The sequence below is a fragment of the Candidatus Villigracilis saccharophilus genome (assembly GCF_016711665.1).
The window spans coordinates 16,862-32,567 of the sequence record NZ_JADJSO010000003.1; the positions used below are offsets into that span (position 1 = coordinate 16,862).

The following is a 15,706-nucleotide window of genomic DNA, read 5'->3' on the forward strand; positions in this document are numbered from 1 at the left end:
CCCCTACAACACCTTCATCCACCAAACACCGGTGCATTCAGGCAGGATCACCCAATTATTCTTCTTCACCTTATCCCCCAACTCATCGCCAAAGAAAAAACGCGAAAGGAATTCGGCTTCTTCAATCGAATCAAATTTGTAGTCTGTGCGGATCCATTTATGCTGGAAACCGACTTCATCCAGCCAGGGATAATACTCCTTGAGATGTTCCAGCTTGATCGGCGACTCGTTGCCCGTGCCCAGCGATTCAAACAGGACGATGTAGCTGTTCGGTCTTAAGACGCGTTTCATTTCGCCCAGCCATTTTTCCAACTCAGTCCGCGCGGATAGAGGATTCCATTCGGCGAGATAGGCAACGCTCCAGCCTGAGACTACCAGGTCAGCAGATGCATCTTCCACTGGCAGTTGGCGATGATCGGCGACATCCACCTGCCAATTGGTCAATCCGCTGGCGGTGAATTTTTCGCGGCAGACCCGCAGCATCTCTTCGGAAATATCAAAGGCGCGGACGCGGGAAACGTAAGGGGCAAGCATACAGGCCAATCGTCCAGTGCCAGCCCCGAGGTCGTAAACGATGCGATTTTCAAGCAGAGTGATCTCACGCAGGGCGCGCAGGATATTTCCCTGATGATCTTCGCGGGCGATCAACGCTTCGTATTTGTCCCCTTCAGTCTTGTAGATTTCTTCTTGTGTGGGCATATCACAATTATAATGTGCGCCATGGACCAACTCTCCCCTTCCGCTCAAAAGATACAAAATTTACTCAACTCGCTTGGATACACCTATCACGTGATCGAGCATGTTGAATCGACGCGCACGGCGCAGGAAGCCGCGGACCGCGCAGGCTGTGAGCTGGGACAGATCGTCAAGTCACTGATCTTTCGCGGCAAGACCAGCGGCAAGCCGATCCTGGTGCTGACCAGCGGCGCGAACCGCGTGGATGAAAAACGTATCAGCGGGTACGCGGGGGAATCCATCGGCCGTGCAGATGCCGATTTCGTCAGAGCAGTTACGGGCTATGCCATCGGCGGCGTGCCTCCCATCGGTCATACTGAAAAAATGGAAACCTATCTCGATGAGGATTTCCTGCCGTATCAAACCATCTGGGCGGCGGCGGGAACTCCGAACGCCATCTTTGAACTAAAGACGGAAGACCTTCAAATAATGACAAATGGAAAGATCGCACAGGTAAAGCCATGATCGAAGAAATTTACAATTTTCTAAAACTAAGTGACAGGCTGTTCAGCAGCGGGATGCCAACCCCGCAGCAAATTTCATCCATTGCTCAAGACGGCATACAGGTTGTGATCAATCTGGCCACTTCCAATTCAGAAGGCTGGATGCCTGATGAGCGCGGACTGGTCGAGGCGCAAGCCATCACCTATTATGAAATTCCCGTGGATTGGGACAACCCGACTTTAAACGACTTGAACAATTTTGCCGCGCTGATGGATAAACATCCGCACGAAAAGATCCTTGTCCATTGCCAGGCGAATTTCCGCGCTTCGGGTTTCATCGCGTTGTATCGCTTCAATCATCTGGGCTGGGCGGAAAATAACGCCTTCAGGGATCTGCAAAAAATATGGAATCCCGCTGAATATCCCGTCTGGCAAGAGTTTATTGAAAAAGGTTTGAGGTCACAGTCCTGAAGAGGGATTGTCCAGTGATAAAAACTTATTCAAGGAGAAGCACAACATGGGAAAATATTTTGATCTGGTCTATGATGGTCCGCCGTTTGTTCTCTTTGGCACGCCGCATCTGATCGCGATCGGCATCATTACGCTGTGTTGTTTTTCCTATTTGTATTTCCGCAATGTCTGGGGTGAAAGGGAAAGGAACATTGTCCGCTGGGTGTTTGCGATCGCGATCGTGGTGAACGAAACCTCCCTGCACATCTGGTCGATTTATTGGGGCATCTGGAATGTCCAGACCATGCTGCCTTTGCACATGTGCGCCGTGCTGATCTGGCTCTCGGCTTATATGCTGGTGACCAAGAATTACGCGATCTATGAATTCGTTTATTTCATGGGGATCGGCGGAGCCATGCAAGCCGTACTGACTCCCGCCGACGCCGCCGCGTACAACTTCCCGCATTACCGCCTGATGCAAACCATCTTCGCGCACGGACTGTTGATCAATATCGCCATTTACATGACCGTGGTCGAGGGATTCCGTCCGACCCTGCAATCCTTCAAGCGTGTTTTTATCTGGACGAATATCTATATGATCCCCGTCTTCTTCCTTAATCTGGCGCTCGGCAGTAATTACCTTTTTGTGGCGGGCAAACCAGCGTTCCCCACCCTGCTGGACGCGCTCGCGCCCTGGCCGTGGTATATCTTTGAAATGGAAGCCCTCGGATTCGCCATTTTCTTTATCCTTTACATTCCATTCCTGATCAAAGACTGGCGGGCAAAACAAAGCCCCGCAATCGCATAAGGCAAGCCCAAAGGAGAGACCATGACCACACAAGAAAAAGAAGAAATCCGCCCCATGACCGAGGAAGCTGATTTTTTGCAGATCAAAGCCATTGACCATGTCCACTTTTATGTGGGCAATGCCAAACAGGCCATGTATTACTGGTGGAAGGCTTTTGGATTTAAACCCGTGGCGTATTCAGGCCTGGAAACTGGCAACCGCGAATTCGCATCCTATGTCCTGGAATCAGGGACTGCGCGCTTCGTTGTGTCCGCGCCGTATTCGCCGTCCAGTCCGCTCGCGTCGCATCACATGCTGCACGGTGACGGGGTCAAGGTCATCGCCATGGAAGTGGAGGATGCCGAAAAAGCATGGCAGGCCACCACTTCCCGCGGTGCTAAATCCGCGTGGAGCCTGCGCGAAGAAAAAGATGACCACGGCATTTATCGCACTTCCGCCATTTACACGTATGGTGAAACCCTGCATGTCTTTGTAGACCGCTCCCAGTACAAGGGAGTCTTTGCCCCCACCTACCGCCCCATCAAAGACAAAGCGACCCAATCAGCAGGGCTGGCCGCCGTTGACCATATCGTCGGCAACGTGCAACTCGGCAAGATGAATCAATGGGTCAACTTTTATCATCAGGTGATGGGCTTCCGTCAGCTCATGCACTTTGACGACAAGGACATTTCAACCGAATATTCCGCGTTAATGTCCAAGGTCATGCAGAACGGCAACGGGCGCGTCAAGTTCCCGATCAACGAACCCGCCGAGGGCAAACGCAAGAGTCAGATCGAAGAATATCTCGATTACTATCTCACGCCCGGGGCACAGCACATCGCCATCATCACCGGTGACATTCTCGATACGGTGGAACAACTCCGCATGAACGGCGTTGAATTTTTGCGCGTGCCCGACACCTATTATGAATTGCTGCCCGAGCGCATCGGCAAGATCAAGGAAGATTACAAAGCCATCAAGGAACTCGGCATTCTGGTTGACAAGGACGATGAAGGCTATCTCCTGCAAATTTTCACGCGTCCCATTCAAGACCGTCCCACCATGTTCATCGAGATCATCCAAAGACACGGCGCGCAGGGATTTGGAAAGGGCAACTTCAAAGCCTTGTTTGAGTCACTGGAACTGGAACAGGAACGGCGCGGCAACTTATAAATGTCAAAAGTCTTGCCGACCTTCGACTTTCAACTTTTGACATTCAACTCCTCTCATGATATTCGCAACCATCAGCACGCCTCACTCCGCGCCTCAGCCTGCCCTTGTTTCAAAGAACAGAGTCTACCCGTTACCCTTCCCCGACATGCGCGCGGTGATCCAAACTGGCGCGGACAAGATTCAACTTCCTGAAGTCTCCTTCGCAATGAATGAAGTCAAATTTCATGCGCCGCTTCGTCCAAACACATTGCGGGATGCCTACGCCTTTGAACAGCATGTCAAAACTGCCAATCAAAACCGCGGACGCGAAGTGCCTGAGGAATGGTACAAGTTCCCTGTTTTCTATTACACCAATCCCAACAGCATTTTCGGACCTGAAGATGAGATCCCATATCCGCATTACACTCAGGCATTGGATTTTGAATTGGAGATCGCGGTCATCATCGGCAAGGGCGGGATCAACATAAAATCTGAAGACGCTTCCAAACATATTTTTGGGTACACGATCTTCAACGATTGGTCAGCGCGGGATGTACAGCGTGAAGAAATGAAAGTTGGGCTTGGACCCGCCAAAGGGAAGGACTTCGCCTCGTCTTTGGGACCAGTCATCGTGACGAGCGAAGCGCTTGCCGATAAAGCAGTGGATCGAACGGGCGTGTACGATCTCACCATGACGGCAAAAGTCAACGGAGTTGAAATGTCCAGAGGGAATTTTAAAGATATATTCTGGTCATTCGGAGAAATTATCGCGAGAGTATCAGATAGCTGTGAATTGCAAGCTGGCGATGTGATCGGGTCGGGAACAGTTGGCACGGGATGTTTATTGGAATTGACGAAGACACAAGGTCCATGGCTGAACGAGGGCGATGTCGTGGAACTTGAAATTGAAAGAATTGGGATCTTGAAGAACACGATCGGAGGGAAGAAATGAAAAGGAAACTATTTGGATGGGCGGGAATATTATTTTTGACACTGGCATGCGGATTGTTCACACCTGCCGCCGCCCCGACACAGCCAAGTGTGGAAACCATCGTCGCTGAAACATTTCAAGCGCTGACAGTGACTGCACCCGCTGCTGAAACGCAGGTCCCTGTGCCAACCCAGATCAACGGGACAGTGGTGGCGGTTAACAATATTTCTTTTGTCATTCCAATGGGAGTTGGCAGCGGCGCCCAAGCCGAGTTCATTGAAGCCGTACCGCCATCCAATGACATGCCGTGGTGGGAGATCGGTCCCGCCTACAACCAGTATTTGATCCAGAGTTATCCGCTGGCTGGCGCTTTCCATGAACCCAGGATATTTGTCTATCCGGTCAGCGAGTACGTTCAAATGGTTCCAGATGTGGGCGGCATTGTTGACGAACTCAAAACGATCGTAAATTCTCCCAACGCCCCCATGCCTGAAAACCTGCCGTTCTTACCAGCCTTCAACGCGGCGCAGATTTTTCACTCCAATGAACAAGTCATTCAGTTTCAAAGCGGAACAGGGATCCGATTCCTAACTCAATACGCACAGGCTCCATATCCTGTGAACAACAATAGTTTATTCTATACATTTCAAGGAATAACCAGCGACGGCGCGTTTTACGTCTCAGCCATTCTGCCGATCAACGCCGCCTTTCTTTCAGCAGATGGAAATCCTGAAACACCGCTCCCAGCGGACGGCATTCCCTTTGATTGGGAAAACTTTGAGAACACGCCGCAGCATTTTGAATTGGCAAAACAAAAACTGAATACCACTGACCCAAACGCGTTCAGTCCTTCCCTAACAAGTCTGGATACGCTGATACAATCCATTAAGATCAGCGTCCCATAAAATACTCAATCTCAAAGTAATCGGAGGTAGGAATGAGAAAAACAGCCATCCATGATTCAGAAGTTTACAGCAGTGACGTATTCCGCATTCTGGCTGAATATGAGATCTCGCGCTCGGCGCGATACCCGAGCCCCATGGGAATGCTCCAGATCGAAATGACACCCAACGCATCCAATGCAGACGCACTGCGCGCTGCGCCCGCCGTATTTATCTCGGCCCTCAATGCGCATCTCCGATCAGTGGATATCACCTCCGCTGACGGAAGCGAATTCAAAGTCCTGCTGCCCACTACAAACTCCACGGGCACCGAAACTGTCTGCGAAAGACTGCTTTCTGTCTTTAAGAATAAATATGAAACCAACTTCGGTTCAGTCTCATTTTCGCTTCACATTGGCGCCACCAGCCACAATGGCGGTCCATCACTTACGACCGCGGGTATTTTTCAAAATGTCGAAGCCGCGCTCAAGCAATCCAAACTTAAAGGACCAAACACGTACGTCATGATCTCATAATTTATTGTTAGAACTCACGGAGAGCAAAATGCCTTTTTATCATAAGCTCGGCAGTATCCCCCACAAGCGGCACACGCAATTTAAAAAACCAGACGGCAAATTGTATCGCGAGGAAGTGATGGGGTTGGAAGGCTTCTCTTCGATCCAGTCGATCCTTTATCATCACTTCCTGCCGCCGCGCGTGAAGATGATCGAAGACCTCGGTCCTGCCAGCCCTGAATATGTGGACTACGGCCCGATCCGCCACCGCGCCTTCAGAACCGCTCAGACTCCGCCCGGGGCTGATCCTGTCAGCGGGCGGATCCCGCTCCTCGGCAACAACGATGTCATCCTCGGCGTCTCGCGCTCCCAAAACAGCATGGACTATTTCTACCGCAACTCGCAAGCCTACGAGACCTGGTTCGTGCATGATGGCAGCGGCACACTGAAGAGTCAATTTGGCAGCTTACCGTTCCGCAAAGGCGACTACATCGTGATTCCCTTCGGCGTGACCTGGCAAATGCAACTAAACGAAGAATGTAAATTCTTCACCATCGAAAACCCAAGTCAGATCGAACCGCCCAAACGCTACCGCAATCAGTACGGCCAACTGCTTGAACACTCGCCGTACTGCGAGCGGGACATCCGCGTTCCTGAAGAGTTGGAAACACATACCGAGCGCGGAGAATTTGAGGTCCGCATCAAGGTGCGCGACAGATTATCCCGCCACATTTTGGATTACCATCCGCACGATGTCATTGGCTGGGACGGTTATCTCTATCCGTGGATATTCAACATCGAGGATTTTGAACCGATCACCGGACGCCTGCACATGCCGCCCCCAATCCACCAAACCTTTGACGGACATAATTTTGTGGTGTGCTCCTTCGTGCCGCGCCTGTTTGACTATCATCCCGAAGGCATCCCCGCGCCGTACAATCACTCCAACATTCAATCGGATGAGGTTCTTTATTACGCTGAAGGCAATTTCATGAGCCGCAAAGGCATTGACCGCAGTGACATCAGCCTGCATCCGTTCGGGCTGTCACACGGCCCGCAGCCCGGCATGACCGAAGCCAGCATTGGCAAATCGGAAACAAAAGAACTGGCTGTTATGGTGGATACCTTCCACCCATTGAACCTGACTAAACAAGCATTGGAAATGGAAAAACCTGAATATATGTCCACCTGGCTCGAAGGCGACGGAGAATAGATCAATGAATACATCTACAACAGAACCCAAGTTCAAAAAGTTGTCACAAAAAATAGTTTCAGATATGAAACGGCTGTCTGTGCCCGGAGTGGCAATTGGCATCTGGCACAAAGGCAGGGAATACTCCGCGGGGTTCGGCGTGACCAGTGTCGAGAATCCGCTGCCAGTCACGCCCGACACGCTATTTCAAGTCGGGTCGATCAGCAAGACATTCACAGCCACCATGCTGATGCAGTTGGTTGAGCAGGGCAAAGTTGATCTTGATGCGCCTGTCAAAAAATATATCAAAGACTTCAAGTTACAGGATAAGAATGTTGAAAAGCGAGTCACCATCCGCCACCTGCTCACCCACATGGGAGGCTGGGTCGGAGATTATTTCAACGACTTCGGCAACGGCAACGATGCGCTCGATAAAATGGTGAAGGATATTGCCAAACTTCCGCAGATCCAGCCGCTCGGGAAGATCTGGTCTTACAACAATACAGGTTTCAATATTGCGGCTCGTGTCATTGAGATCGTGACAGGCAAATCTTATGAACAAGCCGCGCAGGATATGCTCTTTGACCCGCTTGAATTAAAGATGTCATTCTTCTATCCAAGTGACATCCTCTTCACGCATCGCTTTGTGGTCGGACATTACATTAAAAACAAGAAGCTCCATGTCGCGCGTCCCTGGGCGATCGGGCGCGCCGGGAACGGCATCGGCGGTGTGGTCAGCACCGTGAAAGACCTGCTCGCATACGCGCGCTTCCACATGGGCAGCGGCAACAAAATTATCAAAAAGAAATCGCTGGAAGCCATGCGCGTCAAACAGGTCAATGCCGGTATGCGCGGCGATATGGGCATCACCTGGTTCATTCGTGAAGTTGGCAATGTTAAGTTCTATGGTCATGGCGGCGCGACGCACGGACAGCAAGCCTATCTCTTCTTCATCCCCGAACAGGATTTCGCGCTCGCCATTCTGACCAACAGCGATGAAGGCGGCATCATCACAGCCAACACGATCGGCTGGGCGCTCGACCTGTACTTCAACACAAAAATAAAATCTCCGTCGCCCATCGAAAAACCTGTGGATGAGCTCAAGGAATACTTGGGCAGATACAAGATCGGAACGGAATGTTTTGACTTGAAACTCAAAGGAAAAAACATTGTATATCACCACATCCCGCTCGGCGGATTTCCCACGCCTGAGACTCCGCCCGGCCCCGCCTTGCCGCCCATGCGTTTTGCATTTTACGAAACAGATAAAATGATCGGATTGGACGAGCCGTATAAAGGCGCCTTGGGTGACTTCATCCGCGACGAGAATGGACGCGTGGAATACTTCCGCATCGGCGGGCGCGCTCACAAAAAGATGGAATAACATGGAACTCGACCCTGCAACCATTCCCTACCAATCTGTCTATAAGATCATGACCGGCTCGGTTCTGCCCCGACCGATCGGCTGGATCTCGACCATTGACATGGACGGCCGCCCGAACCTGGCTCCGTTCTCCTTCTTCAACGCCGTCTGCTCCAATCCGCCAACCGTTTTATTCTGTTCGTCGGTCCGCGGGTCGGATGGAAAGGCAAAAGACACATTGAACAATGTCCGCGCCACGAAAGAGTTCGTAGTCAATATTGTCACGGATGAATTATTTCAAGCCATGAATGCATCATCCATTGAAGCGCCCGCGGATTTTAATGAATTCGATTATGCGGGTGTAACCCTTGCCCCATCTGTTTCTGTCAAACCGCCGCGCGTAGCAGAAAGCCCGATCCACTTTGAATGCAAACTGCGCGAGATCATTGAGATCGGAACCGACCCGGGCGGCGGTTCGATCGTGATCGGTACCATTGTTCATATCCATGCTAATGATGAAGTCATGATCGGCAGAGATAAGATCAATTTATCAGCGCTGAAACCCATTGGCCGACTGATGGGAAACAGCTACTGCCGCGTGACCGATATCATCGAGATCGAACGTCCAAAAAATATTTTGGGAGGGAAGGTGTGAAAAAAGTCGTTCTTGCATATTTAATTCTTACTGGGCTGCTCCTCTCCGCCTGTAATTTTCCCGGAAGACAGCGCGGCTTCACAGGAGATCATGATGACCGCCGCAGCACTGACCGTTGACGCTGCGCTTAAAACTCCGCAGGCAACTCCCACGCTTGCAAGTACGCCAACCATTGTTACGGGCGAAACACAGGCAGCTACGCCAACGATCTCCACTCCCAATCCTTCCGGGCCAGCCATGGCAAGTGTCGGTGATGTTACCAACTGTCGCAGCGGTCCCGGTGTTAATTATGAACGCATTACTCAAATACTTCCAGCAGATCAAGTACAGATCGTTGGATTCTTCCCGCCTAATTATTGGATCGTAAATACAACCCTGGGGCAATGCTGGTTATCCGGTGAATTTACTACCCCCTCGGGAGATTTCAAAGCAGTACCCACGGTCACTGCGCCGCCCACACCAGAGGGAGACATCCCTGAAGCACCCACCTTTCCCAACAATGGCTGGTCGTTTTTATGCTATGGACCGGGACAGGCGGATATCGCTTTAACCTGGAGCGATAAAGCGGATAACGAAACGGGCTATCGCGTCTTGCGAAATGGCGAGATCGCTGCCGAACTACCCGCCAACTCCACAAATTTTGCTGAGACGATCCCGCTTAATTCAGGTCAGAGTGTGGGTTATCAAATTCAAGCCTATAATCCAATCGGGAAATCCAACAGCGCCACTGCAAATATTACCTGTCCATAATGAATTCGTGAAAAATAAAAAATCCCCAATGTCAATTGACATTGGGGATTTTGATTTAAGCTTCGAGTTGTTCTTTTGATTTCTTGGTTTGCTTGCCGCGTTCATCTGTTGACAGAATACGCTTGCGGATTCTGTATGACTCTGGGGTGATCTCGAGCAATTCATCATCAGAGAGATATTCGATCGCTTCGTCCAGAGACATCTGTCGGGGCGGTACGAGGCGGATTTCCATATCACCGCCGGAGGCGCGCATATTTGTCAGGTGTTTCTTTTTGCACACGTTGACAGACAGATCACCACCGCGTGCATTTTCACCCACCACCATACCTTCGTACACTGCGACACCAGGCCCGACAAATAACTGACCGCGTTCCTCGGCAGCTTTCAGGGCGTAGGCAGTTGTCGTTCCAGCTTCCCATGCAACAATGGACCCTTTGGTGCGTGATGTGATCGCGCCGGCCAATTCATCGTACCCATTGAAGATCGTATGCATCACACCTTCGCCGCGGGTGGATGTGAGGAATTGATAACGGAAACCAAGCAAACCACGGGTCGGGACGATATACACAATACGCGTCATTCCCTGACCTGCGTCTGCCATTTCCATCATTTTGCCGCGTCTGCTCCCAAGCATTTCCACAACAACGCCGACTGTATCGTTACTGGTTTCAACATGCACTTCTTCAAATGGTTCAAGCAATGCACCATCATCCGCTTTGTGATAAATAACCTCAGGACGTGATACCTGGAATTCATAACCTTCACGGCGCATGGTCTCGATAAGAATACCCAAATGCAATTCACCGCGACCGGAAACCAGGAAGTTTTCGGCGGATTCGGTTTCTTCCACACGCAGGGAAACATTGGTGCGCAGTTCTTCAAACAATCGTTCACGCAGCTTGCGTGAAGTACCCCACGTCCCTTCCTTACCGGTAAAAGGAGAAGTGTTCACACCAAAGGTCATGCGGACAGTTGGTTCTTCAACTTTAATGGTCGGCAAAGCGACGGGCGAATTCGGGTCGGCAAGTGTCTCACCGATGGCGATCCCTTCCAACCCGGCGAGAGAGATGATATCACCGGCTTGAACTTCATCAATTTCAACTTTGTTCAAACCTTTAAAGGTGTAAAGATAACGCGCGCTCTCGGGTAGGATGCTGCCATCCAATTTCATGCGCGCCATTTTCTGTCCAGCTTTGATCGTGCCGGCAAAGACGCGCCCAATTGCGGTCACGCCGCGGTAATCGTCGTAGCCCAACATGGTGACTAGTAACTGCAAAGGCGCTTCAGGATCCACTTTTGGGGCGGGGATATGCTTGAGGATCACGTCAAACAAGGGCTGTAGATCATCTCCGAGGTCAGGAGTAAGACCCGCTTTTCCAGCAGTCGCCTGAGCATAAACAACAGGGAAATCCGCCTGTTCTTCTGTGGCGCCAAGCTCGATGAAAAGGTCAAAAGTTTCGTTAAGCACACGAGCGGGCTCGGCATCTTTACGGTCCACTTTGTTGATCACAACGATGGCTTTGTGTCCCATTGAAAGAGCCTTCTTTAAAACAAAGCGTGTCTGCGGCATGGGACCTTCCGCCGCATCCACAAGCAAAAGAACGCCATCCACCATGTTCATAACACGTTCCACTTCCCCGCCGAAGTCGGCATGCCCGGGAGTATCCACGATATTGATCTTGATGGGTTGATTGGTGATTGGATCGTTGAGTGTGATCGCTGTATTCTTGGCGAGAATGGTAATGCCGCGCTCGCGTTCGAGATCATTTGAATCCATCACGCGTTCTTCAACGCGCTGGTTTTCGCGGAAGGTATGAGATTGACCAAGCAGGCCGTCCACAAGGGTGGTCTTGCCGTGGTCAACGTGTGCGATAATGGCGATGTTACGAAGGTCTTTTCTTTCGATTTGCATGGTTATTCCTATGGATGCGACTCAGCGGTCGCTCTAAACATTGGTTGACACAAAAAAGACGGGAACTCCCGCCCTTTGATGGTATACACACAAAAACCCCCGACGGGAAAGCCGAGGGTTTGAAGTACTCCTAAACGTAGTCGAAGGGTCGGCGTGCGGGTTATATTCTATCAGATACCTGATAATTTGGGCAGGGATTTACCTGAACAAAAATCAATTACAGTCTGCCAGCAGTGCCCGCTTTTTTCAGGTCTCGAAAATTCCATAACACCTGCCAGATTCGCATTGCGGCTTCCATTTGGATCTTGAGAGACATTTTCGATTTCCCCCAGCGGCGATCTGCAAAATAAATGGGAGACTCTCCGATCTTGAACTGCAGACAATGCGCGAGATACATCATCTCGACCAAAAAAACATAGCCGCTGGATTGTATACGTTCCACCGGCATTTGCTGCAGAGTCTCGCGCCGCCACATGCGATAGCCCGTGGTTACATCATGTAATGGAAGCCCCAGGATGGTGCGTGCATAAAAATTACCAAATGCCGAGAGATTTTTTCGCCAGAGCGGCCAGTTCTTGTCTACTGAACCGCCGGGCACATACCGTGAACCGAGGACCACATCACAAGACTCGAGGAGTTTCGACATCTCGACCAGGGCGGCCGGATCGTGGGAAAAATCCGCATCCATCTGGACCAATACCTGCGCATCCCCATTTAATATTTTCTGAAACCCATTCAGATAAGCCGACCGCAAGCCCATCTTTCCCGGCCGATGAAGAACCTCCACACGGCCAGGATATTTTTTGGCCAGATCATCCGCCAATTTCCCAGTTCCATCAGGGCTGTTGTCATCCACGATCAACAAGCTCAAATCAAGCGGAAGCGAAAATAAAGCGGAGACCAGTTTGGGCAGGTTCTCCGCTTCGTTATATGTAGGTGTGATAACTGTAATTTGCAATCAAACTCCTATTCCACCAGGCGCATCAGCTCAGCTTTAATTTGATCAACCGTTGTAAATTGATCCTTAAGAGAAGCGATCTCCGCCAGTTTTGAGACAAGACGTAATTCGTTTTTTGCCATCTGATCCCGGTCTCTGACCGGATAGAAATATTCCACAGATTGTGTAAGACGGGCACGTAATTTTTCACTCAGCGAGGCAAGATTCGATTGCGACAGAACGAGGATGAAATCAGCAGTGTTTAAATGCCCGAGGAAATCCTCCGGCCGGCCGGCTTCCCGCATGGTATTGACGATCATAAAACTAATGGCGCGCAGAACATCATCAGATGCGACAAAGCCATACGCCTCACGGAAGGCATCCATATTTTCGATCGACACAAAAAGCAGGCTAAGCCCTTCTTTACCGATCACTTCGAAAAGTTTTTCATCGACCACGGCGCCCTCTGGTAAACCCGTAATAGGATTGGTGAGGGACCCCTGATGCACACGTTTAAGTGCGTTACGCACACGCAAACGTAATTCCTGCACATCAAAAGGCTTGGTGATGTAATCGTCCGCGCCAAGTTCAAGCCCTTGCATACGGTCTGCGCGATCGCGTTTTTCGGTAAGGAAGATAATGGGAATATCGGCTGTACGGCGGTCACCCCGTACCCGGCGTGCTACTTCATAACCGTCTATATCGGGAAGCCGAATGTCTAGAATAACAATATCAGGATGTACGGTCTGACAGGAGCGCACCCCGTCTTCGCCCCAATTGACGGTGAACACTTCATAACCTTGGACGCGAAAATAGGCGTTCAGCATTTCTGCCACGTCCAAGTCGTCTTCAATGATTAATATTTTGGGCTTGATGTCTGTCACGCCAGACCTTTTTATTGTTATGAAGTGGGCTCTTTTTGTACAATGAATTCGCAAACAGTATCGCCGGCAGCGATGCATTTGGATTCGTTTACTCGAAATTCGTTCCCGCCGGAGACCCACTTGAGCGATTCCTGCAGAAGACCTGTGGAAATAAAGCAGACAGGTTTGTCCACACCTGTACGCCCCCAACAACATGGACATTTATGGATGGTCCACACCCATTCTGTATCCTTCTCTTCCACGGTAGTCTGCTGGTCACTTAATTGGGTGAATATCTTGGCAAAAGCCGGCAGGCCAATTCTCAGCTTGGATTGAAGCGGAAGGACAACAAATGCTAGATCCGCTGCGCCAGCCAAGGCGCCAAAATTCTTAAGCGCATCAGAAAAAGTAGCACGTCCGGCTCTCAGGGCTAATCCACGCCCGCCGCGCGGACCGTACATTTCTTCCAGGGAAGAACCGATGGCAGAGAGCTCTGCAAAATCGAAGCCTTTGTCTAAATTATCGGGGGGATAGTTTTCTATATAATGATTCAAACCAGCCAGGTTTAAAATGGCATTTAATCCATTCTTCCCCATGACCTCTTCCAATGACTTGATCGTAATCAGGCCAAATTTATTAGGGTAATACATTCCACTTTTTTGAAGGGGGGGCATTGGCAACTCCACTAACTAAATCAACTTCGATAGATCTTCGGCGGCACGGCGCATATCAAGGAAGATCAAGCCAAGTTTGGCTTGTTCACGCGCCAAAGCGGTAAGAACAGCTTCATCACCGACAGACATCAAAACAACATACCCTTTCAAGCCCTTAATATAGACCTGTTCCAAAGTACCGCGCCCCAATTCACTTGCAATACGTTCGCCTAATGAAAGCATGGCCGCAGACATGGCTGAAACGCGATCTTCCTCCACACCTTGCGGAAGGGCAGACGCAATACTAAGACCGTCAACACTAACCACAGCGGATGCCTCTATGTCTGGCGATGAAGCCTGTAATTCACGCAGGCGATCTACCATGAGTTGCGTTCGATTTTTAGTCAACCGGCCCTCCTAATGAAAAATAAACGCCCTTGATTTCTAGACGCTGATTTAAGGCACTTTCTATTTTAGAACATGGCTATCATTGTGTCAAGTTCGGTATCTTGTGGGGCATCAAAAACAAGCGACAATATTACGAGTATAATTTTCTTTATGAACTTATTAATTACCGGAGCCGCGGGATTCCTCGGCTCTTCTCTTGCAAATCACCTAGCCCGCGAGGGACACCAGGTCCGTGGATTGGACGATCTCTCTACTGGGGATCCTCAGGCTCTTGTGCCGGATGTCCACTTTACACGCGGGGATGTGAATGACCGTCCCAAATTATGGACATTGCTTCAGGACGTGGATGTGGTTTACCATCTCGCGGCACGTGTTTCGGTTCAAGAATCCGTGCTATATCCGCGCGACTATAATGCTGTCAACGTGGGCGGAACAGTGGCTCTGATGGAAGCGATCCGTGACGTGGGAGTCAAACGAGTCGTTCTGGCATCGTCCGGAGCTGTATACGGCGATCTGGGAGACTCAACACTAATAGAGTCCGCCACACCCAATCCACGCTCACCCTACGCTGTCTCAAAACTCGCCGCAGAGTATTACGTTCGCACAATTGGCGGATTATGGGGGATCGAAACTGTCAGCCTGAGAATATTTAATGCGTATGGACCAGGTCAACACCTGCCGCCATCACACCCACCGGTTGTGCCGCATTACCTTCGCCAGGCTATGCGCGGCGGAACGCTGGTCGCACATGGCAATGGAAACCAGACCCGCGATTATATATATGTAGATGATGTTGTCAGTGCAATGGCTGCCGCATCCACCGCGCCGAATATCAACAATCTGGTCATCAACATTGGCTCTGGAGTCGAAACCTCGATCAAGGAACTGATCCGCACAGTATTAGATGTTTCAAACAGCAAAACCAATGTAGTTTACAACAGCCAAACATCAGGCGGAGTCTCCCGTATGAGGGCAGACATGAATCTGGCGAAGGAAAAATTACGCTTCCAACCTTCGATCAAATTAGAGGATGGACTGCGGTTAACCCTGCAACGGGACGCTCGATTTAAATAAGGTTT

The 15,706-nt window shown here is 50.5% G+C and carries 18 protein-coding genes; 12 read left to right on the plus strand and 6 right to left on the minus strand.

Annotated elements, in window-relative coordinates; all coding sequences use genetic code 11:
* Window positions 1–3: 3 nt before the first annotated feature.
* A complete protein-coding gene (locus tag IPL17_RS01730) occupies window positions 4–699 on the minus strand; it encodes a class I SAM-dependent methyltransferase (RefSeq protein ID WP_345305353.1) in 696 nt (231 codons plus the stop codon).
* Between the two features lie 21 nt (window positions 700–720).
* Between IPL17_RS01730 and IPL17_RS01735 the strand changes: the two genes are divergently transcribed.
* From IPL17_RS01735 to IPL17_RS01785, 11 genes are all read left to right on the plus strand, one after another.
* Window positions 721–1,200 (plus strand): YbaK/EbsC family protein, encoded by a 480-nt coding sequence (locus IPL17_RS01735; protein WP_345305354.1) that lies wholly within the window; start codon window positions 721–723, stop codon window positions 1,198–1,200.
* Entirely contained in the window at window positions 1,197–1,649 is a 453-nt protein-coding gene (locus tag IPL17_RS01740) for a protein tyrosine phosphatase family protein (protein WP_345305355.1), read from the plus strand. The genes IPL17_RS01735 and IPL17_RS01740 overlap by 4 nt, the downstream gene beginning before the upstream one ends.
* Before the next feature lie 46 nt (window positions 1,650–1,695).
* Entirely contained in the window at window positions 1,696–2,436 is a 741-nt protein-coding gene (locus tag IPL17_RS01745; protein ID WP_345305356.1) for a TIGR02206 family membrane protein, read from the plus strand.
* A 21-nt stretch (window positions 2,437–2,457) separates the two neighbouring features.
* A complete protein-coding gene (gene hppD / locus IPL17_RS01750; RefSeq protein WP_345305357.1) occupies window positions 2,458–3,588 on the plus strand; it encodes a 4-hydroxyphenylpyruvate dioxygenase in 1,131 nt (376 codons plus the stop codon).
* 55 nt (window positions 3,589–3,643) lie between these two features.
* Window positions 3,644–4,519: a fumarylacetoacetate hydrolase family protein gene (locus tag IPL17_RS01755; protein WP_345305358.1), complete on the plus strand. Its 876-nt coding sequence runs from the start codon at window positions 3,644–3,646 to the stop codon at window positions 4,517–4,519.
* Window positions 4,516–5,403 (plus strand): hypothetical protein, encoded by an 888-nt coding sequence (locus IPL17_RS01760; protein ID WP_345305359.1) that lies wholly within the window; start codon window positions 4,516–4,518, stop codon window positions 5,401–5,403. The genes IPL17_RS01755 and IPL17_RS01760 overlap by 4 nt, the downstream gene beginning before the upstream one ends.
* 32 nt (window positions 5,404–5,435) lie before the next feature.
* Window positions 5,436–5,915 carry a diguanylate cyclase gene (locus IPL17_RS01765; RefSeq protein WP_345305360.1) on the plus strand — a complete coding sequence of 160 codons (480 nt, stop codon included), beginning with the start codon at window positions 5,436–5,438 and terminating at the stop codon, window positions 5,913–5,915.
* 28 nt (window positions 5,916–5,943) lie between these two features.
* Window positions 5,944–7,107 (plus strand): homogentisate 1,2-dioxygenase, encoded by a 1,164-nt coding sequence (locus tag IPL17_RS01770; RefSeq protein WP_345305361.1) that lies wholly within the window; start codon window positions 5,944–5,946, stop codon window positions 7,105–7,107.
* 4 nt (window positions 7,108–7,111) lie between these two features.
* Window positions 7,112–8,470: a serine hydrolase domain-containing protein gene (locus IPL17_RS01775; protein ID WP_345305362.1), complete on the plus strand. Its 1,359-nt coding sequence runs from the start codon at window positions 7,112–7,114 to the stop codon at window positions 8,468–8,470.
* Between the two features lies 1 nt (window position 8,471).
* Window positions 8,472–9,104 (plus strand): flavin reductase family protein, encoded by a 633-nt coding sequence (locus tag IPL17_RS01780; RefSeq protein ID WP_345305363.1) that lies wholly within the window; start codon window positions 8,472–8,474, stop codon window positions 9,102–9,104.
* Window positions 9,105–9,197: 93 nt separating this feature from the next.
* Window positions 9,198–9,854: an SH3 domain-containing protein gene (locus IPL17_RS01785; RefSeq protein ID WP_345305364.1), complete on the plus strand. Its 657-nt coding sequence runs from the start codon at window positions 9,198–9,200 to the stop codon at window positions 9,852–9,854.
* Between the two features lie 55 nt (window positions 9,855–9,909).
* Here the strand turns inward: IPL17_RS01785 and typA are convergent, their stop codons facing one another.
* The 5 genes from typA to IPL17_RS01810 form a co-directional block, all read right to left on the minus strand.
* Window positions 9,910–11,766, minus strand: coding sequence for a translational GTPase TypA (gene typA / locus IPL17_RS01790; protein ID WP_345305365.1), 1,857 nt, complete (start codon window positions 11,764–11,766; stop codon window positions 9,910–9,912).
* A gap of 217 nt (window positions 11,767–11,983) precedes the next feature.
* Window positions 11,984–12,724, minus strand: coding sequence for a polyprenol monophosphomannose synthase (locus IPL17_RS01795; protein ID WP_345305366.1), 741 nt, complete (start codon window positions 12,722–12,724; stop codon window positions 11,984–11,986).
* Between the two features lie 8 nt (window positions 12,725–12,732).
* A complete protein-coding gene (locus IPL17_RS01800; RefSeq protein WP_345305367.1) occupies window positions 12,733–13,587 on the minus strand; it encodes a response regulator in 855 nt (284 codons plus the stop codon).
* Between the two features lie 17 nt (window positions 13,588–13,604).
* A complete protein-coding gene (locus IPL17_RS01805; RefSeq protein WP_345305368.1) occupies window positions 13,605–14,240 on the minus strand; it encodes a V4R domain-containing protein in 636 nt (211 codons plus the stop codon).
* Window positions 14,241–14,255: 15 nt separating this feature from the next.
* Window positions 14,256–14,603, minus strand: a complete 348-nt coding sequence (locus IPL17_RS01810; RefSeq protein WP_345305402.1) for a roadblock/LC7 domain-containing protein — start codon at window positions 14,601–14,603, stop codon at window positions 14,256–14,258.
* 174 nt (window positions 14,604–14,777) lie between these two features.
* Here IPL17_RS01810 and IPL17_RS01815 point away from each other — a divergent pair, with 174 nt between their 5' ends.
* A complete protein-coding gene (locus IPL17_RS01815) occupies window positions 14,778–15,701 on the plus strand; it encodes an NAD-dependent epimerase/dehydratase family protein (RefSeq protein WP_345305369.1) in 924 nt (307 codons plus the stop codon).
* Window positions 15,702–15,706 lie beyond the last annotated feature (5 nt).